The 18,894-nt window shown below is 27.2% G+C and carries 17 protein-coding genes and 1 pseudogene; 2 read left to right on the plus strand and 16 right to left on the minus strand.

The features are described 5' to 3' along the window. The 6 genes and pseudogenes from BUE91_RS00005 to BUE91_RS00030 all read right to left on the minus strand — a co-directional run. Positions 1 to 947 (minus strand): annotated as a pseudogene (locus BUE91_RS00005) (YadA-like family protein); the annotation flags it as partial. A 141-nt stretch (positions 948 to 1,088) separates the two neighbouring features. Beyond that, positions 1,089 to 1,775, minus strand: a complete 687-nt coding sequence (locus BUE91_RS00010; protein WP_073507542.1) for a pseudouridine synthase — start codon at positions 1,773 to 1,775, stop codon at positions 1,089 to 1,091. Then, on the minus strand, positions 1,762 to 2,295 hold the full coding sequence (gene scpB, locus BUE91_RS00015; protein ID WP_066899936.1) for an SMC-Scp complex subunit ScpB: 534 nt from the start codon (positions 2,293 to 2,295) through the stop codon (positions 1,762 to 1,764). The genes BUE91_RS00010 and scpB overlap by 14 nt, the downstream gene beginning before the upstream one ends. Before the next feature lie 8 nt (positions 2,296 to 2,303). Next, positions 2,304 to 3,362, minus strand: coding sequence for a rod shape-determining protein (gene mreB, locus BUE91_RS00020; protein ID WP_066899934.1), 1,059 nt, complete (start codon positions 3,360 to 3,362; stop codon positions 2,304 to 2,306). A 13-nt stretch (positions 3,363 to 3,375) separates the two neighbouring features. Beyond that, on the minus strand, positions 3,376 to 5,865 hold the full coding sequence (locus tag BUE91_RS00025; RefSeq protein ID WP_083573690.1) for a DNA translocase FtsK: 2,490 nt from the start codon (positions 5,863 to 5,865) through the stop codon (positions 3,376 to 3,378). 228 nt (positions 5,866 to 6,093) lie between these two features. Continuing rightward, a complete protein-coding gene (locus BUE91_RS00030) occupies positions 6,094 to 6,654 on the minus strand; it encodes a histidine phosphatase family protein (protein WP_073507543.1) in 561 nt (186 codons plus the stop codon). 104 nt (positions 6,655 to 6,758) lie between these two features. Between BUE91_RS00030 and tsaD the strand changes: the two genes are divergently transcribed. Next, positions 6,759 to 7,757: a tRNA (adenosine(37)-N6)-threonylcarbamoyltransferase complex transferase subunit TsaD gene (tsaD, locus tag BUE91_RS00035; RefSeq protein ID WP_073507544.1), complete on the plus strand. Its 999-nt coding sequence runs from the start codon at positions 6,759 to 6,761 to the stop codon at positions 7,755 to 7,757. An 84-nt stretch (positions 7,758 to 7,841) separates the two neighbouring features. Next, positions 7,842 to 8,654, plus strand: a complete 813-nt coding sequence (locus BUE91_RS00040) for a DUF4912 domain-containing protein (protein ID WP_143605228.1) — start codon at positions 7,842 to 7,844, stop codon at positions 8,652 to 8,654. A gap of 35 nt (positions 8,655 to 8,689) precedes the next feature. Here the strand turns inward: BUE91_RS00040 and BUE91_RS00045 are convergent, their stop codons facing one another. From BUE91_RS00045 to BUE91_RS00090, 10 genes are all read right to left on the minus strand, one after another. Then, entirely contained in the window at positions 8,690 to 9,226 is a 537-nt protein-coding gene (locus BUE91_RS00045; protein WP_073507546.1) for a hypothetical protein, read from the minus strand. 19 nt (positions 9,227 to 9,245) lie between these two features. Beyond that, positions 9,246 to 9,851, minus strand: a complete 606-nt coding sequence (locus BUE91_RS00050) for a hypothetical protein (protein ID WP_073507547.1) — start codon at positions 9,849 to 9,851, stop codon at positions 9,246 to 9,248. A gap of 16 nt (positions 9,852 to 9,867) precedes the next feature. Next, positions 9,868 to 10,401 (minus strand): hypothetical protein, encoded by a 534-nt coding sequence (locus BUE91_RS00055; protein WP_073507548.1) that lies wholly within the window; start codon positions 10,399 to 10,401, stop codon positions 9,868 to 9,870. A 102-nt stretch (positions 10,402 to 10,503) separates the two neighbouring features. Continuing rightward, positions 10,504 to 11,487, minus strand: a complete 984-nt coding sequence (locus BUE91_RS00060; protein ID WP_073507549.1) for an alpha/beta hydrolase — start codon at positions 11,485 to 11,487, stop codon at positions 10,504 to 10,506. Further along, entirely contained in the window at positions 11,478 to 12,470 is a 993-nt protein-coding gene (locus BUE91_RS00065; protein WP_066899915.1) for an alpha/beta hydrolase, read from the minus strand. Before BUE91_RS00065 ends, BUE91_RS00060 begins: the two co-directional genes overlap by 10 nt. A gap of 49 nt (positions 12,471 to 12,519) precedes the next feature. Beyond that, positions 12,520 to 14,004, minus strand: a complete 1,485-nt coding sequence (locus BUE91_RS00070; protein ID WP_073507550.1) for a methyltransferase regulatory domain-containing protein — start codon at positions 14,002 to 14,004, stop codon at positions 12,520 to 12,522. A gap of 8 nt (positions 14,005 to 14,012) precedes the next feature. Beyond that, entirely contained in the window at positions 14,013 to 15,740 is a 1,728-nt protein-coding gene (locus BUE91_RS00075; RefSeq protein WP_073507551.1) for a phospho-sugar mutase, read from the minus strand. 20 nt (positions 15,741 to 15,760) lie between these two features. Continuing rightward, positions 15,761 to 17,023, minus strand: a complete 1,263-nt coding sequence (locus BUE91_RS00080) for a murein hydrolase activator EnvC family protein (RefSeq protein WP_073507552.1) — start codon at positions 17,021 to 17,023, stop codon at positions 15,761 to 15,763. 1 nt (position 17,024) lies between these two features. Beyond that, positions 17,025 to 17,963 carry a cell division protein FtsX gene (locus BUE91_RS00085; protein ID WP_073507553.1) on the minus strand — a complete coding sequence of 313 codons (939 nt, stop codon included), beginning with the start codon at positions 17,961 to 17,963 and terminating at the stop codon, positions 17,025 to 17,027. Positions 17,964 to 17,973: 10 nt separating this feature from the next. Continuing rightward, entirely contained in the window at positions 17,974 to 18,894 is a 921-nt protein-coding gene (locus tag BUE91_RS00090; RefSeq protein ID WP_066899903.1) for a transketolase family protein, read from the minus strand.

Below are 18,894 nucleotides of genomic sequence, written 5' to 3' on the forward strand. Positions count from 1 at the left end.
CAAGCACTTGCTATTTTTGAGTATTCTCTATATTTTTCATCAATATTTGTTCCATTTTTTATAATTTTTTGCATTTTATTGCTAGAGTTAGGAACCATGTTAACTTTATCTTCAGTTTCAGCACTTTGTAATAATTTTTCAATTTCATTTTTTAAATCTGTGTACTTTTTCTTTTGATCATCTGTCAATTTATCTTCTAACTTAACTGTTTCATTAGTTAATGCATCATATCCCAGTCTTTCTTCATCATTCTTTTTAGCTACTGAATATGAACCTAATGCAACAGAATGATCAGACTCGACTTTTGCATTACTACCTAAAGCTGTTGCTCCAAATAGATCATCATCTATTTTACTATCTGCTCCTATAGCCACGTTATTTTCACTATATGAACCACTAGACTTAGCTCTATGACCTATTACTACTCCATTAAGTTGTGAATTAGTTTCCTCTCCTATAGATATTCCCTTATTGTGACTTATAGCCTTTTTTCCTAATGCTATAGATCCTGAATTAGCCTGACTTTCTGCTCCTATTGATATGGCATTTTGTCCATCAGTTTTTGAACTTTTACCTATTGCTATACTATCTGTTGTATTCGCCTCAGCTTTATTTCCTATTGCTATAGCATTATTTGAATGAGCCTTTGAGTTTGTACCTATTGCTATTGTATCTGAGCTTTCAGCACCATTAAGACCTTCTGTTTTAGCTCCTTTTCCTATAGATATACCACTAGTTGCTTTAGAGGTTGCCTCTGATCCTATTGCTATTGATTCTTGCTTTTCAGCTTCTGCCTTATATCCTATAGCTATTGATTTATCTCCAGTGTCTTTTGCTTCACTTCCTATTTTTACTTTATTATTATCTGTACTTATATTTGAATTTGTATTTGTATAGGTAATTACAGAAATTAATAAAAGAATTTTAATCAAATTAATGTTTCTCATCTTTAGTGCACACAATAAGGTTGTGCAATCTTCCCCTCCTTGTAACGACTTATTATACTTTTTATTTCCTCAATTATACCCCCCCCCAACTCGTTTTGTCAACATTTAAAAATATGAGAACTTTAAAATTCTCATATTTTATTATAGACTTTTAAGATACTTAATTTCTTCTTCTGTCATTTTTCTATATTTTCCAGTTTCCAATCCTTTAAGTGAAAGTTCCCCAACCTTTACCCTTATTAAAGATTTAACTGTATAACCTAAAACTTCAAACATTTTTCTAATCTGTCTATTTCTTCCTTCATGTATAGCAACCCTTACTTCTCTTTTAGTTATAACCTTAACTTTTGCAGGAAGAGTTCTTTGTCCTTCAATAACTACTCCATGTTTTAAAGCTTCTATATGATCATCAGTTATATCACTATCTATTTTTGCAATATAACTTTTGTATAATTTTTTCTTAGGATGCATAACATTATTATATATATTCCCATCATTACTAATTATTATTAGCCCTTCTGTCATATAGTCTAATCTACCATAAGTAAATAATCTTTTCTTAGACTTAATTAAATCTACAGCAAGTGTTCTTCCTTGTCTATCTTCATTAGAGCATAATACTCTTTTAGGCTTATTTAGAATATAGTATTCGTATTCTTTTTTTACTGTAACCTTTTCTCCATCTATTCTAACTATATCGCCATCTTCTACTTCACTACCTATAACAGCAATATTCTTATTAATAGTTACTCTACCTTCTATAATTAAATCATCAGCTTTTCTTCTGGAACAAAATCCAGATTCAGCTATATACTTATTTATTCTCATCTTCTTCCTTTCTGTTCATAAGCCAGTTACTTTTATCAAATTCTAGTAATTCATCTTTATTTCCTATACCTAAATAAGCATAAAAATCCTCAGTTACTTCATATAGATTAGGGTTACCTAAAGTTTTTTTTCTACCACTAATATATATTAGCTTCTTATCAAGTAGTACAGGTATAATATGATCTGCACCAGAACTTCTAATTTCCTCTATTTCAGATTTAGTTATAGGTCCTTTATATGCAATTATAGCTAAAACTTCAAAAGAAGATTTAGATAATTTTCTTAATTTAAGTTCTGGAGTGAAAAAGTTTTTAATAAGCTCACCTTTTAAAGCATTAGTTCTTAAAAAAACTTCTTCATTTTCAAAACATACATTTATTCCTTTTTCTTTATAATCATCAACTAATTCTTCTATAACTTTTTTCATTTCATCTTCATTTACTTTAAAAAAAGATGATAATTCTGAAAGACTTATACTTTCTTTAGAGATAAATAAAATTGCTTCTAAATCTGATTTCATATTTCCCCTTAATATTCATTCGTAGTTGGGAGTAGCATATTTTTATATTTTTCAAATTCTTGGAATATATTTGCTATCCCATTTATTACAGCGTATATAGGTTCGTTACATACCGTAACTTTTAATTTGAACTTCTCTTCTATTTTATCTTTTAATATTTTTATACTTGCTCCTCCACCAGATAGATATATACCTGTTTCATATATATCAGCAGCTATTTCTGGTGTAATTTCTTCAATAACCTTATCTATCTCATATATTATATGATCTATACTCTTATTAATAGCATCATTAACTTCCTTTACAGAAATTTTAATTTCCTTAGGTATGCCTGTTACAGATTCAGCTCCTTTAATTTGAAATAGTTCTTCTAAGTCATTTGAATTAGTTGCAGAAATTTTTAAATCTTCTGCTGTTTTTTCACCTACATTTAAATTAAATTTATCTCTAACATATTCCATTATATCTAAATTTAATTGATCCCCTGCTGTTTTAATAGAATGAGTTTTTGCAGCACCTCCAGAAACTATAAAGGCTATTTCTGTAGTTCCTCCACCTATATCAACTATTAAATGTCCCTTAGGTTCAAACATATCTATTCCTGCACCAACTGCTGCTGCTATAGGTTCTTCAATAAGATAAACTTCTTTAGCTCCTGCATCTTTAACAGCATCAACAACTGCACGTCTTTCAACCTGAGTAACTCCACTTGGTACACATATTATTACTCTATCGTTATATAGTTCTCCTTTTTTAATTTTACTTAGGAAAATAGATAACATTTTTTCAGTAATTTCATAATCAGATATAACCCCATTTTTTAAAGGTCTTTTTACTTCCATATATCCTGGAGTTCTTCCCATTATTTCTTTAGCTTTTTTTCCAATAAATTCTATACTATCTTCTGCTTTTGTATTTATTGCAACATATGTAGGTTCATTTATTACTATATTTTCTCCTTTAACATAAAGTACAGTATTAGCAGTTCCTAAATCTATTCCTATGTCTTTAACATCTTTATTTAAAACAAAGTTCCTTTTTAATGCCTTAATTATATTTTTAAACATATTTTTCCTCTCTTTAATCTAGTTCTGAATTTATATATCTATTTTGTTCGTCAATAACACCATTATTTCTAAGTTCTTCACATAATTTTGAAGCTCTGTTAAATCCTGTACTTAATTCTCTTTGCAATAATGAAATGGATAATCTATCTATATTATTTCTTTTAGCTATTTCAACTGCTTTTTCATAAAGTGGATCTCTCATATTATTATTCTGTTCTTCTTCAACCAATATCTCATTATTATATACCGCAACTTTCTTACTCTTAATAATATCTGTTAATCTATTAATTTCATCATCTGATATATATGCACCTTGCACTCTTTCAAGTTTAGCCTTACCATTATCCAAGAATAACATATCTCCCATGCCAAGTAATTTTTCTGCTCCAACCTGATCTAAAATAGTTCTTGAATCTGTATTAGATCTTAGAGCAAATGATATTCTACTTGGAAGATTCGCTTTAATCATACCTGTTACTACATCAACAGAAGGTCTTTGAGTTGCAACTATTAAATGTATACCTATAGCCCTAGCTTTTTGAGCTATTCTTGCTATAGATTGTTCTACATTATTTGAAGATACCATCATTAAATCTGCTAACTCATCTATTATTATCACTATATATGGCAACTTTTCCTTAGCATATTTATTATTATACGCCTCTATATTTCTAAGCCCAAGACTTGCAAGCTTCTTATATCTCTCTTCCATTTCATTAACAGCCCATTTAAGTGCTATAGCTGCCATGTTGGGATCTATAATAACAGGGGTTAATAAATGTGCTATACCATTATATGGCATAAGTTCAACCATTTTAGGGTCCACCATTATGAACTTAACTTCATCATCACTTTTCTTACTTATTAATGATGAAATTATGGTATTAATACAAACTGATTTACCACTTCCTGTAGTTCCTGCTATTAATAGATGAGGAAGTTTTGCAATATCTATAATCTTATTATTCCCAACTATATCCTTACCTAATACTACAGGTAATATTCCTTGATCAAGTTCTCTTGATTTTATAAGATTAGAAAAATATACTGGTTCTTTGATTTTATTTGGAGTTTCTATACCTATAGCATCCTTACCAGGAATAGGGGCTTCTATTCTTATTCTTTCAGCCTTTAAATACATAGCTATATCATCTTCAAGTTCAGTAACCTTTTTAACTCTTACATTCTTAGGTATTTTTATCTCATATCTTGTAATAGTTGGTCCCGTTCCATAATCTACAACCTTTGCATCTACTCCAAAATTTCTTAATACTTCTTCTAAATTTTCTATATTTTTTTCTATTTCCTTCTTCATTTCAGATATTTTTTCAGGATCCATACTCTTATCCTTAAACACTTCTGAAAGTGCAACCTTTAATTCTTCTCTATCTATAGCTTGAATCGGTTCTGGAATTATTTTTTCTTCTACTTTTTCAATTTCCTCTATTTCTTCTTCAAACTCTAAGTTTTCTTGAATTTCTTCTACTACTTTATTATGTTCAATAATTTCTTCTATTTCAGGTATTTCTATTTGTTCTTCTTGTTCCTCTTTTTTATTTAAAACTTCATAATTATCTTCTGCCATTTTTTGAAGAGCTTTTTTTTCTTGCTCTAATTTAGATTTTTCTATTTCATACTTTCTAATTTCAAGCATTCTATCATAATATTTATTCCATTCTTTTTGCTTAGCGCTCAATTCTTTTTCGCTATAATATTCTACTTCCTTATTTTCTTCAATCTTATCTTCATCTAATTTTTTGAATATCTCATCATCTAACTTTTTATTAGTCTTATTTACAAAGTAGTTTACAAAGTTTTCTTCAAATTGTTTTTCTTCTGCTTCCTGTAATCTCTTTTCATAAATTTTCTTTGCTTCAATTATTTTCTTCTTATTTAAATATTCTTCGCTTGAATAATAATCTAGTGTGTTAGTTATATTTAAATATATTAATCTAATAGTCTTACCCATAGCAAAAAAAGAAGTAAGTATAAAAAGTGCAACAGTTAAAACAAAAAACCAAGTCTTATTTATCACAGAAAAAAATGGTATAGAAAGTGCAGCCCCTATTATCCCACCACCTTTATACATAAAGGCATTTGCTAATATTTCCTGTCCTGCTTCAAACATTGTAGTTCCTGTTATTTTACCTAGATTAAATATAGTTAAGCTAACTGATAAGAACATAAATGCAAGAACCCACATTATTTTTCTTATTAAAGGCATAGCTCTTATATTCTTCCTATTTTTAATAGCTAAAAAATTAAAACTTATTACTAATAAAAGGAATATCTTTACCGTTTTACCAAAAACTATCTTTAGGTTTGCAACTATTAAGCCTAATAAAGTTTCTATAAAAGTATCCGTAGATATAAATCTTTCCATTAAAACTAATCCAAGTAAAAATACTGCTATTATTAGTATAATTGCATTTATCCATACATTAGGGTTGTTATTATTTATATTTTTATTTATACTCTTCTTACTTTTCTTATATTTAGACATATTTTCCTCCTAAAATACATTACTTTAATTTTAACATATCTACTACATTTTTTAAAGGGAAAATCTTCAAATTATATATTACATAGTAAAGAAAAAAGCCGTCGGTGAAACGGCCTTAAAAAGGAGTTATGAAGAAAAAGTTCTTATCTTTTTCTCTTGGTATGTTCTGATTATATATCATTAAACTTTGAATTATTCATTGTTAAAACTTAGTATTTCATTAGATGTTTAAATTTCTAATTTTAAAACTCCTCCATTTTCTATAATCACTGCCGGTTCATCTAACTCTTTACCATTATGTTCTAGTATAGACATAATAGAACCATGTGCAACAACTAATATAGTTGCATTTTCTCCATATATTCCTTTTAATTCACCAAGCTTATTTAAAGCTCTTGCTTTAACATCTTTTACACTCTCAAATCCTTCAAAAAAATCTGAGGGTACAAAATCTTCTGAATACGTTTTATATTTTTTCCATAAATCAGCATACTTACTTTTAAGAATTTCTATAGGAAGTCCTTCTAACACGCCAAAACCAACTTCTCTAAATTCCGGATGTTCATTTCCTTCATTTTTTATTCCAAGTATTTCTAATATTCTTTTCTTAGTTTCAACAGCTCTTCCTAAATCACTACTACAAACATAATCAAAATGTATTCCTTTTAATTTTTCAGCTGCTTTTTCATGTGATTTATCATCAGGTAGTAATGGAGAATCTTCCCAACCTTGTATTCTTTCTTCAAGGTTCCATTCCGTTTTCCCATGTCTTACTAAATATACTATCATTTCTACCTCCAAAACTTTTAATTACTACCATTTTAACACAATATATTTCCCTTTACAAGTTTATACAAATTTGTTAAAATGAAAACAGAAAAGAGGTATATAATATGTTGATTTTAGCTATTGAAAGTTCTTGCGATGAAACATCTGTTGCCATATTAAAAGATGGTAAAAATGTGTTAAGTAATATTATCGCAAGTCAAATAGATATACATAAGGAATATGGTGGAGTAGTTCCAGAAATTGCTTCAAGACATCATATAGAAAATATATTAACTATTTATGATAAAGCACTTAAAGAAGCTAATTGTAAAATTAGCGACATTTCATACATAGCTGTTACCAACACTCCTGGATTAATAGGTTCTCTTTTAGTTGGATTAATGTTTGCAAAAGGATTAAGTTTGTCAAATAATATACCTTTAATTCCTATAAACCATATTGATGGTCATATTTTTTCAACTTTTATAGATTATGAACCAAAACTTCCTATGTTAACTTTAGTTGCATCAGGTGGTCATACATCACTATACTTAGTTAATGAAAATAAGGGTTTAACATTACTTGGAGAAACTCTTGATGATGCCATAGGAGAGGCTTATGATAAAGTCGCAAGAATACTAGGACTTGAATATCCTGGTGGTCCTCTACTTGAAAAATTGGCAATTATGGGTAATAATAGTTTTGAGATACCTACTCCAAAAGTTTCAGATTATGAGTTTAGTTTTAGTGGTATAAAAACATTTATTACTAATTATGTAAACAAAAAGAGAATGAAAGGCGAAGATTTTAGTAAAGAAGATCTTGCAAAAACATTCCAAGATAAGATTATAGAGGTTTTAATAGATAAGTTATCAAAGGCAAGTAAAGAAAAAAATATTAAGAGTATATCTGTAGTTGGAGGAGTTTCGGCAAATAAAGCTATACGTGAAGCTATAATTAATTCTGAACACTTTAAAGGATTAGATATATTATTTCCTAAATTTGAATATTGCACAGATAATGCTGCAATGATAGCCTCTGCATGTTATCATAAAAATTTAAGAAAAGAGAATATGTTTATAGATGCAATAGACACAAAAAGAAAAAAACAAGGAGATGTATAAGTGTATTTTATATTACTGTTACTAATACTAATAATCTTATTTCTTATATACAAGAAAAAAAATAAAATAAAAGGGGATTATAACATGGAAAAAGTAGAAATGATAGATTTAGAAAATTCAGAACTTAGTCTTAGAGAAATGCTAAAAATTAAAAAAGCCAAATCTAGTAGTTATAGAAACTATCCTAACCAGACTTCATTAAGACAAATTTATAAGAAAAAACCAAAATATTTAAACCGTGGTTATATCTTTACTGAAAACAATCATGATGAAGATAAATTAAAAGTTGAGATGTCTAAATATTTAATATTTGAACAACAAGAAAAAAAATATTTTAATAAAAAAACTTTACCAAAACAATATCATAGTAATGAAATAGTATTAATACCAAAAAATTCTAATACATTATTTACTTATTGGGAAATTAGAGAAGATTTTTATTATAACTTAAATAATAATACTAAATTAATTAATGAAAATCCTGTTATAATACTCAAGAATATAGACGGAGAAGAAAAGGTAAGATTACAAACTCATTCAAGAAATGGAAGTATGTATATTAATAACGTTGATTCTAATCAAGAATATATAGCTTACTTAGTATACCTAGATGAATTTAATAATACCATAGAAGTTGAACATTCAACTGAAGCAAATGTGCCTAATCCATTACCTTCTGATAACTTTGATGTAAAATGGGGTATATCTGAGATTAAAAATATAAATGGTTATCAAGTTATATCTTTTAAAAATGTTGATAAAAATAATGTATCTTCTTATTTAGGATACAAACAAGAAGTTTTATATAAGGAATTATTATCAGATGAAGAGATACAATCATTAGTGAAAAAAGAAAATGAAATTAATCTATTAAATGGATCTTCATTTCAAGATTAATCAAAATAACAAAGGTGGTCAAAGACCGCCTTTATCTATTTAAAAATATAACCCATTTCTATACCAGCTACAAATCTATTTTCATATCCAGTAAATATCCCTATATTATATTTATCTAATACTTTTACACCAGATGATATTCTAAATAATGGTATAACACCAAAATATGGAATGTTATTAACTGATTCAATTTGTTTTATAAATACACCTGTCCCTAACTCTAATCCACCGTATATTTTAACATTTTTATTAATCAAAAAATTTCCTTCACCTTTAATTCCTAAACCAATATGACCACGTCCTATCATCCTGTTACTTGCAGAAGATTTAATAGTTAAACCAGTTAAAGAAACTTTAGGTCCAAATGTAACAGACCATTTATTTGAAAACTCATGCTTATACTCAGGAATAAAAGATATTGAAAAAGATATTCCAGATGAATTATTATTACCAGCTAAATCATTTTCTAAAACATAATATACCGAACTTTCAATTCTATATCTTTCATTTCTGGATTTTGTAAAATTTATTATACCCATAAATAACAAAAATATTAATAAACTTTTTTTCATTACTTCTCCTTAATTTTAATTAAAATGTATATCCTAGCTCTACACCAAAAATTCCCTTAGTATGTCCAGTATATATTCCTACATTATACCTGTCTTTCATCTTTAACCCAATTGAAAGTTTCGCAAGTGTTATAGATCTAAGTTTATCTCTATAACTATTATTTAAAATTCCATTCATAGAACTACTTACAAGATTATTATTTAATGGAAATTTTATTCCTATTCCTACACCTATCTCTATTCCGCTATATATCTTAAAATCTTCTTTCAATTTGTAATTAAAATCTGATTGTATCCCCAAAATTAAACTTGGAATATATTCTAAATTAACACTATTACTATCCATGTGAATTATCTCTGCATTCGCCGTAATTTTAGGTCCAAATGTTACATCTATCCTATTATTAAATTGTGCTTTCCATTCTGTTAAAAAAGATAAAGATGTAAAATAAAAATTTCCTCTCCACCAACTAGAAATTTCATCTTTATCAACAACACCCATTGTTGCTTCCACTCTATATCTTGGTCCTGTTATTTTAGTAGAAGCCTTTTTTAGAGTTTGATGCGTATTTGAAAATGAAATTAAACCAATAAATATAATTATTGATAATAGTATTTTTTTCATATATTATTCCTTTCTCTTAAAATGTATATCCTGCTTCTACACCTAACAGACCTTTAATATGTCCTGTATAAAATGCCACATTGTACTTGTCTTTTAATTTAACACCAAATGCGATTTTACTTATTGAAGTAAATTCAAATTGTACATGAGGATCACCTTTAATAATAGGAATTTGAAATCCTATACCTGCTCCTGCTTCTATTGATGTATATATTTTAATATTTTCTTTCAATTTATAGTTAATGTCAACTTCACCACCTAAAATTATACTCTGTCTTATTGTTGGCATTGTAGGCTTATCTAAATAAATAGCAAAATTTCCTGTAATTTTAGGTCCAAATGTAATATCAAACTTTTCGTTAACTTGACCCTTCCATTCCGATAAAAATGAAATAGAACTTGATAAAAAATTTTTATTTTGCGATACTTTTTTATGTTCTCTAAAACCAAGAGTTCCTAGAGATCCCTCTGCCCTATACCTTGGTCCAGTAACATCAACTGAAAATGAAATTATACATGAAAAATATAATATTAATAATAATTTTTTCATTTATTCTCTCCTATTTATACTTATTTTACTCAAATATTATACCCCCCCCCCATGTATTTTGTCAATATATAAATAAAAAAGGATACAGTTTGAACTGTATCCTTAATTAATAAACTCTTTTATCTCATTTACACTATCTATAGCACTATTACTATATCCTATTTTATCTATGAAGGCATGAACTTCACCAGCATATCTTATACATGTTGAATCTACTTTATTTTCTTTAAGTCTTTTATGGAAGTATTCTGCCTCTAATCTTAAATAATCATATTCTGATGTAAAAATTAATGTTTTTGGAAATTTTTTAAGCAACTCATCTGGTGTATTAATTTGAGATATTAAATAATTATCTTTAGATTCCTTAGTCTTAACATATGTATCTTTAACAACTGATATGATTTCTTTTAATTCCATTATTAAATCTTTTATTAATGGAGTATCAGAACTATTTTCATCTATATCATATTCTTTCATGTTCCACATAAAATCATCTCTACAATTATCATTTATATCTACAAGTAAAAAAGGATAATAAAGGATTAAACCTTTAGCTATTTTGCTTTTTTCTTCTACATCTTTAATACATATTGAAGTTGCAAGTCCTCCTCCAGCACTATCTCCACATAAATAAATATTTTTATATTTATTTTCTAAACACTTAAGTATTTCATAACCCTCATTTATAGATGTTGGATATGGGAATTCTGGCGCCAGTGAATAATCAACTGAAATTACTGTTGCTTCTGTTTGTTCTGCTATATATTTACAACTATTATGAACTATATCTGTAGATCCTCCAAAATATGCTCCACCGTGGAAATATATTATTAATTTATCTGTATTTTCTAAATTTTTAGAATATTTTACTACCCTAATACTATTTATCTTTTCTATTTCTATCTTAATGTTACTCGTTGTAATATCTTTATTGATAGAACAAGCTGCTGCTCTCATTTTTTCAATTTTTGAAGAGAATTGTTTTGTTTTTAGCTTCTCTACTTCTATCGTTCTTAGTTTTTCTATTTCTTTAACTTCTTTTAACAGGTAACCCTTGATATGTCCCTTTCCCTTTTTTATTTCCATACAAACTCCTTTATTTCATTTACACTATCTATAATATTACTATTATACCCTGTTTTGCTAATAAAAGCATGAACCTCACCTAAATATCTTATACACTTTGAATCTATTTTATTTTCCCTAAGTCTTTTATAAAAATATTCTGCTTCTAATCTTAAGTAATCATATTCTGAGGTAAAAATTAATGTTTTAGGAAACTTTTTAAGTAAACTATCTGGTGCATTAATTTGAGAAATTAGATAATTATCCTTAGATTCTTCAGTTTTAATATACATCTCCCTAATAAATGGCATAATATCCTTTAAGTATAATATTGATAGTTTTATAGCCTGTTTATCTATGCTATTTTCATCTATATTATATTCTTTAATGTCCCACACAAAATCATCTCTACAACTATCATTTAGGTCTATAAGTAACACAGGATAATACAAAATTAATCCCTTGGCTATATTACTTTCTGCTTCTATATCTTTAATACATACTGATGTTGCAAGTCCTCCACCTGCACTATCTCCACATAAATAAATATTTTTATATTCATTCTCTAAATACTTAAGTATTCTATAACCTTCATTTATAGCTATTGGATATGGAAATTCTGGTGCAAGTGAGTAATCAACCGAAATTACAGTTACATTTGTTTGTTCTGCTATATATTTACAGCTATTATGTACAAGATCTGTAGAACCTGCAAAGTATGCTCCTCCATGAAAATATATTATTAGATTATCTTTATCTTCTAAATCTTTTGAATATTTTATTACTCTAACTCCAGTTATATTTTCTATCTCAGTTTTAATATGAGTAGTTGTAATATCTATATTAGGTGCCCAAGTTTCATATCTAAGTTTTTCAAGTTTTGAAGAAAATTCTTTTAATTCTCTTTTTTTTGATTCTTTAATTCTTAATTTATTTATATATTTTACTTCAGAAGAAAGATTTCCCTCTTTATACTCCTCTTCTTTTGGTCTTCTTCTCTCCATAATACTCCCATCATTTTAAGTAAAAAGGATTCACTTTTTAAGCAAATCCTTATCTGTATAACTCATGTACCTTTACTAACCTTTTAATTTCACTTATTACAAAGTCTGCAAGTTCTGAAAAATTTTTATTTGTATTAGAAACTAATTCTTCTGTTTCAAATTTTTTAATTATCTCTTCTTTTAAATTATCTAAATCATCTTTGTATAATAGGTCTATTAAAGCGCTTAAATATTCAGGCATATCAATAATTTCACCCTTATAATTAGAAAATGCTATTTTACTATTACCCTCAAAATGATATTTTAAGTAATTTAAATTCATTGGACCAATTTTAGTTTCTTTAGAATTTCCTCTTTCATATACATCATATTCTATATTTTCTCTATATATCATTCCATATATTTTATAATATTCATCTTTACCAAATTTTTCAATTAATTCCTTAATTTTAATATTTCTAGGGTATCTTTCTGTTAAATATTTTAATAATTTTCCATTCTGATCTCCAACTTCTACTTCCCCATATTTCCATTTACCATCTTCAAAGTTATATATTCCTCTAACATAAATATCATTTAAATTTTCTAAAAATATTTCATCTGTTAAATTAATTTTTTTTGAATTTTCACTATGAGTTATAATGCTGGTTCTAAATTGTGCATTTCTTAAAAAATCATAATATTGTTCTTTTGCTATCCTATTTTCTCCACATTCATTATTGATTGCAGTTTTAACTTCTTTATTAAAGTTAGGATAAGAATTAGAAATACTACTATCTATTACATGGATTAAATCATGTTTTTCTAACATTTTAGAAAACTCATAAAAATATATAGGGGTGTTATATTTTTCAAAGTATTCATGGTATAAGTAGTGTTCATCTTTATCTAGTAAACTCTCTAATACTGATTTCATATTTTCATCAACTATAGAGTTATTTAAATAAAATCTAATTGCACTCTTACCAATTTCAACTTTATTTTGATCATTTATGTCTAAGGCTCTATCTTTCAAGTTTGTAATACTAAATAGCATTAAATCTCTTGCAATATCTATTCTCTTCCACCCAGGGTATGTATTATATGAAATTACAGCTACTCCATTTTCTGTCAAACTTGATTTAACAACTTTTAAGATAGCTTCCTTTACTTCATCGGGTACCCAAGAATATACCCCATGACAAATTATATAATCAAATTTTCCAAACTCATTATTATATTCCACAATATTTTTATGATACAATCTAATATTTTTTAATCCTATTTTTTCTATTATGCTATTACCCTCATCAATTTGTACCTTAGATAAATCTAATCCAATAACTTCTGAATTAGGGTTTGAAAGAGCTATAGGAATAATGTTTCCACCAAAAGAACAACCTATTTCTAAAACTCTCATTTTATTTAAATCTTGTGTTTCAAATTTTAATATCTTCATTACATTTTTTAGATGTAATGGTTGACATCTTTTAAAACTTTTAGAGATATATGGAATAGAATCATAAGATTTTTCCAACTCTTTTATATCATCCATAATAACCTCTAATCTATACTATATAAGATATCTAATACTTCTTTTTCAAATACAGTTAACTTTTCTAATGATTTTTCTTCTACTAAATCCTTAACATAGACATATAGTTTAATTTTAGGTTCTGTTCCAGATGGTCTTAATGTATACCAGCTTCCATCATCGTATAAGAATTTAATAGCATCTGTTGGTTCTATATCACATGGAGATATTTGCCCAGTTTCAACATCAAATATTGTTTGTTCCTTGTAATCTGTTATTTCTTTAAGTTCAGCATTTCCTATAGTTCTTGGGAAGATTTCTCTAAATTTAATCATCATTCTTTTAATTCTTTTTGCTCCTTCCATACCGTCAAGAACTACTGAAACACCTTTTTCTTTATAATATCCAAATTCTTCAAATAATTCATTTAAAACATCTATTAATGTTTTATTTTGCTTTTTATAATAAGCTGCCATTTCTGTTAACATAAGTGCAGATGAAACTCCATCCTTATCTCTTAAAAATGTCCCTATGTTATATCCTATACTTTCTTCATAACCAAAGATGTAGTTTTTTTCTTTACTTTCTTCATACATATTAGCTATAGCACATATGTTTTTAAATCCTGTAAGTACATTAATCATTTCTATTCCATATTTATTAGCCACAGCTGTTCCCATTTCTCCTGTAACTATAGATTTAACTATTACTGGATTTTTAGGGAAAATATTTTTTTCTTTCATAGTTGATACTATGTAATTGATTAATAATACTCCTGTTTGATTACCATTTAAAGCAACTACTTTGCCATTATGCATAACTTCAACAGCTAATCTATCACAATCAGGGTCTGTCGCAATTAATATATCTGCATTTTTTTCATATGCTAATTTTTCTGAATATTCAAATGCTGCTAAATCTTCTGGGTTAGGATAAATTAATGTAGGGAAAGTTCCATCTGGCATTTCTTGTTCTTTAACTACATAAACATTTTCATAGCCTTTTCTTTCTAAAACTGTTCTTACAGGAACATTACCTGCTCCATTTAATGGTGTATATACTACTTTAATGTTCATATCTAATTCATCATTAGATCTTAAAGAAGTATTAATAACTTCCTTATAGAAAGCTTCATCAACCTCTTCACCTATTATTACTAATAAGCCTTTTTCTATAGCTTCTTCCTTAGTTAAAGTAACATACTTACCAAAAATATCTAATTTAGAAATTTCTTCAAATACTGCATCAGATATTACTGATTTAATTTGAGAACCTTCTTCCCAGTATACCTTATATCCGTTATAGTTTTTAGGATTATGACTAGCTGTAATATTTACACCTGATATTGCTTTATAATATCTAATAGCATATGAAAGTTCTGGCGTAGGTCTTAAACTATCAAATAAATATGCACGTATACCATTACTAGCCATTACTAAAGCTGATAATAGAGCAAATTCTGGTGAAAATATTCTACAATCATGTGCAAAAGCCACTCCTCTATCCATCGCTTCTTGGCCTTCTTTTTTTATAACATTAGCCAAAGCTTGTGTTGCACGTGCTATTACATATTCATTCATTCTATTAGTACCTGCACCTAATTTACCTCTTAGTCCTGCTGTACCAAATTCTAATTCTTGATAAAATCTATCTTCTATTTCTTTTTCATCATTTGAAATTGATTCTAGTTGACTTCTTAAATCTGCATCTAAATTTTCATTGCTTAACCATTTATTATATTTATCCATATAATTCATGTTACCACTCCTCCTTTTTGTTATAAATAATTTATTGGATCTACATAGTTTACACCTTTTCTTACCTCGAAGTATAGATTTGGTTCTTTTGTTATGCTATCTCTTCCTAAAATACCTATAATTTGACCTTTATTTACTTTTGCTCCACTTGCAACTCTTACTGAAGAAAGATTTCCATAAACTGTTATAAAGTTACCATGGTCTATCATAATTACTGCACCTAATCCTTTAAGTGAACCTGAATATAGTACTACTCCACTATCTGAAGCTTTAACATTTTGACCTAAACTTCCACGTATTTCTATACCTTTACTCGTAATACCTTTAGTTTTTTCTTGACCATAAGCAACTACTATAATCCCATTAATAGGCATTATAAATTTACCTGTACCCTTAGGAACTGCAACTTCTTTAATAGTTTCTGTTTTACCTATATTTTCTCCACTAGTTTGATTTTTCTTAGCTGTTTCTGATTTTTTTCTAGCATCTTCTTCTCTTTTTTTAGCTGCTGCAATTATTGCATTAATTTGTTGTTCTAATCTTTTCTTTTCTGCTATTAAACTTGAATTTGTTATTTCTATCTTCTTGTTTTCATTTTTTAAACTATTTTGAAGATTTTGTAAGCTCTTAACTGCATTATCTTTATTAATCTTAGCTCTTCTTAATTCTTCTCTTTTACTTTCAAGTTCTTTTTTCTTCTTTTCTACTTTTCTTGCTTCTTGTTGTGTCTTATTTTTTAATATTTCTTCTTGTTTCTTATGAATTTCTTCTTGTTTCTTATACTTTTCGATTTTTTTAATATTATTTTGACCTTGCTCTAATATTTTTATTAAATCATTAGTTTTTTTAGCTGATTCTGAAGAAAATGATTGTTTTTGAAATACCTTAGCATTAATTACTTTATTCCATGTATTAATCTTATTTGAATAATCTGTTTTTCCCTCAGTAATTTTTCTACTACTTTCTTCAATTTTTCTTATGCTTGATCTAATTTCTTTCTCACTTTTACCTATTTCTTTAAGTAAAGAGACATATTCATTTTGAATAACACTATATTCTTTTTGTAACTTAGAAATTAATGTATCTAATTCCTGTATTTCTTTTCTTATAGCTGTCTCATCTTTTTTAGCATTATTTATCTTACTATTATTATTATTTATCTTATTTGTATTATCTTTTACCTGTTTATCAATCTGATTTATTCTATTCTTGTTTTTATCAATATTGTTTCCAAAAGATGCTAAAGATAAAAGAGAAAGAAAAAGCATAACCTTTTTCTTCATATTATTGCTCCTCTCTTAAATCTTTAAAATCTTCCTCTACTTCTTCTGTTATTTCATTTTTACTTTTTTCATAATATTTAATATTGTAGTATCTATTTAATAATAGATAATTAATAACAAATACTAATATTAGTGTAATTAATAAAACTATAAATAAAACATTAGTTTCTTTTCCTAAAGTACTAAATCCTTGAACAGCAGTAGAACCTTTAGCTTTTTCTATTAATCCTACTATAGAACTTCTAATTTGAACATACATTAAATAGCTTATAGCTCCTGAAATTAATACTGCTATTACTGATTCTAAAAAGAAAGTAGTTTTAATAAATTCTTTAGATTTTCCTTCTAATAAGCTCTCATATATTTCTCTTTTTCTTGTCTTAACTGTAAGTCCAACTATATTAAATATTATTATTACTGAAAAGATTATAAGGAAAATAACTGCATATTTAATGAAATAATCAAGTGCTGAACTAAACATTACTGTTTGATTAACAACTTTAGCCCTTAAATCTATGCTTGATACTTCACTTAATTCACTTAATTTAGTATTTAATTCATCTATATTAACATCTCTTCTTAAATGTACAAAAAAAGCATCTTCTAAAGGATTAGGTTCTGAACTTAAATCTACATTCAATTCTCTTTCTAAAGATTTTAATGCAACATCTTTAGATACAAATCTTAATGAACTAACTCCATCTAAGTTTAAAACTTTTTCTTGTAAAGCTTTCTTTTCTTCATCATTTAAATTATTGATATATAGAATTACTTGATTTGCTTGCTCTTCTTTTAATCTGTATGAATCAGCATTTAATGCCCCAAATACAAAAATATTTATCAGCGTAAAAATTAGTATAAATGTTGTAACTACTGAAAAAAAAGCTCCTTTTTCAGCTTCAATGTTTTCTTTAACCCCTCCAAATAATTTACGTGTCATTTCTTCCTCCTTAAATATTTTCAAGAATCAATTCTACTATTTTTCCAGCTCTTAAACCATATTTGTCTAACATTACATTTCCGTCAGCACTTTGTCCAAATACATCATTAATACCATGTTTAATTACTTTTGCTGGATAATTTTCAGAAAGATATTCAGATACAGCTCCTCCAAGGCCACCTATTATTGAATGTTCTTCTGAAGTAATAATAAATTTACATTCTTTTGCTGCTTTTAGAACAGTTTCTTCATCTAGAGGTTTAATAGTAGACATATTAATTACTCTAGCATTAACTCCTTTTTCTTTTAATATTTTCTCTGCTTTTAAAGCTTCATTAACTAATAGTCCTGTTGCAATAATTGCAACATCTGTACCTTCTGTTAATGTAGTTGCTTTACCTATCTTAAATTCATACTCATCAGTATATATATCCTCAACTGGTAATCTTCCAAGTCTTACATACACAGGTCCATTATATTCAGCTGCTGCAAATATCATTTTTTCTGTTTCTGTAGCATCTGCTGGTTGAAGTACTACCATACCTGGAATTACTCTCATTAATGCTATATCTTCTATAGATTGATGTGATCCTCCATCTTCTCCTAAAGAAATACCTGCATGTGTAGGACATATTTTAACATTTAATTTAGGGTATGCTATTGAGTTTCTTATTTGATCATAAGATCTTCCAGCTGCAAAAATTGCAAATGTTGATGCAAAAGGTATTTTCCCAGTAGTTGCCATACCAGCTGCTGTTCCTATCATATTTGCTTCTGCTATTCCTAAATTAATATGTCTTTCAGGAAATTCTTGATTAAAGAATGTAGTCATAGTAGATTTTGATAAATCAGCCTCTAAAACTACAACATCTTTGTTTACTTTACCTAATTTAACTAACGCTTCTCCATATGCTTGTCTTGTTGCTTTCAT

The sequence above is a fragment of the Streptobacillus notomytis genome (assembly GCF_001902585.1).
In the GTDB taxonomy this organism is placed as follows: domain Bacteria; phylum Fusobacteriota; class Fusobacteriia; order Fusobacteriales; family Leptotrichiaceae; genus Streptobacillus; species Streptobacillus notomytis.

Excerpts from the sequence above, each read along its gene's own strand:
- tsaD (WP_073507544.1), top strand. The coding sequence starts at position 6,759 with ATGTTGATTTTAGCTATTGAAAGTTCTTGCGATGAAACATCTGTTGCC.
- BUE91_RS00055 (WP_073507548.1), bottom strand. The coding sequence starts at position 10,401 with ATGAAAAAATTATTATTAATATTATATTTTTCATGTATAATTTCATTT.
- BUE91_RS00065 (WP_066899915.1), bottom strand. The coding sequence starts at position 12,470 with ATGGAGAGAAGAAGACCAAAAGAAGAGGAGTATAAAGAGGGAAATCTT.
- BUE91_RS00090 (WP_066899903.1), bottom strand. The coding sequence starts at position 18,894 with ATGAAAGCAACAAGACAAGCATATGGAGAAGCGTTAGTTAAATTAGGT.
- BUE91_RS00085 (WP_073507553.1), bottom strand. The coding sequence starts at position 17,963 with ATGACACGTAAATTATTTGGAGGGGTTAAAGAAAACATTGAAGCTGAA.
- BUE91_RS00010 (WP_073507542.1), bottom strand. The coding sequence starts at position 1,775 with ATGAGAATAAATAAGTATATAGCTGAATCTGGATTTTGTTCCAGAAGA.
- BUE91_RS00060 (WP_073507549.1), bottom strand. The coding sequence starts at position 11,487 with ATGGAAATAAAAAAGGGAAAGGGACATATCAAGGGTTACCTGTTAAAA.
- BUE91_RS00070 (WP_073507550.1), bottom strand. The coding sequence starts at position 14,004 with ATGGATGATATAAAAGAGTTGGAAAAATCTTATGATTCTATTCCATAT.
- BUE91_RS00025 (WP_083573690.1), bottom strand. The coding sequence starts at position 5,865 with ATGTCTAAATATAAGAAAAGTAAGAAGAGTATAAATAAAAATATAAAT.
- scpB (WP_066899936.1), bottom strand. The coding sequence starts at position 2,295 with ATGAAATCAGATTTAGAAGCAATTTTATTTATCTCTAAAGAAAGTATA.
- BUE91_RS00040 (WP_143605228.1), top strand. The coding sequence starts at position 7,842 with ATGGAAAAAGTAGAAATGATAGATTTAGAAAATTCAGAACTTAGTCTT.
- BUE91_RS00050 (WP_073507547.1), bottom strand. The coding sequence starts at position 9,851 with ATGAAAAAAATACTATTATCAATAATTATATTTATTGGTTTAATTTCA.
- BUE91_RS00080 (WP_073507552.1), bottom strand. The coding sequence starts at position 17,023 with ATGAAGAAAAAGGTTATGCTTTTTCTTTCTCTTTTATCTTTAGCATCT.
- BUE91_RS00045 (WP_073507546.1), bottom strand. The coding sequence starts at position 9,226 with ATGAAAAAAAGTTTATTAATATTTTTGTTATTTATGGGTATAATAAAT.
- BUE91_RS00030 (WP_073507543.1), bottom strand. The coding sequence starts at position 6,654 with ATGATAGTATATTTAGTAAGACATGGGAAAACGGAATGGAACCTTGAA.
- BUE91_RS00075 (WP_073507551.1), bottom strand. The coding sequence starts at position 15,740 with ATGAATTATATGGATAAATATAATAAATGGTTAAGCAATGAAAATTTA.
- mreB (WP_066899934.1), bottom strand. The coding sequence starts at position 3,362 with ATGTTTAAAAATATAATTAAGGCATTAAAAAGGAACTTTGTTTTAAAT.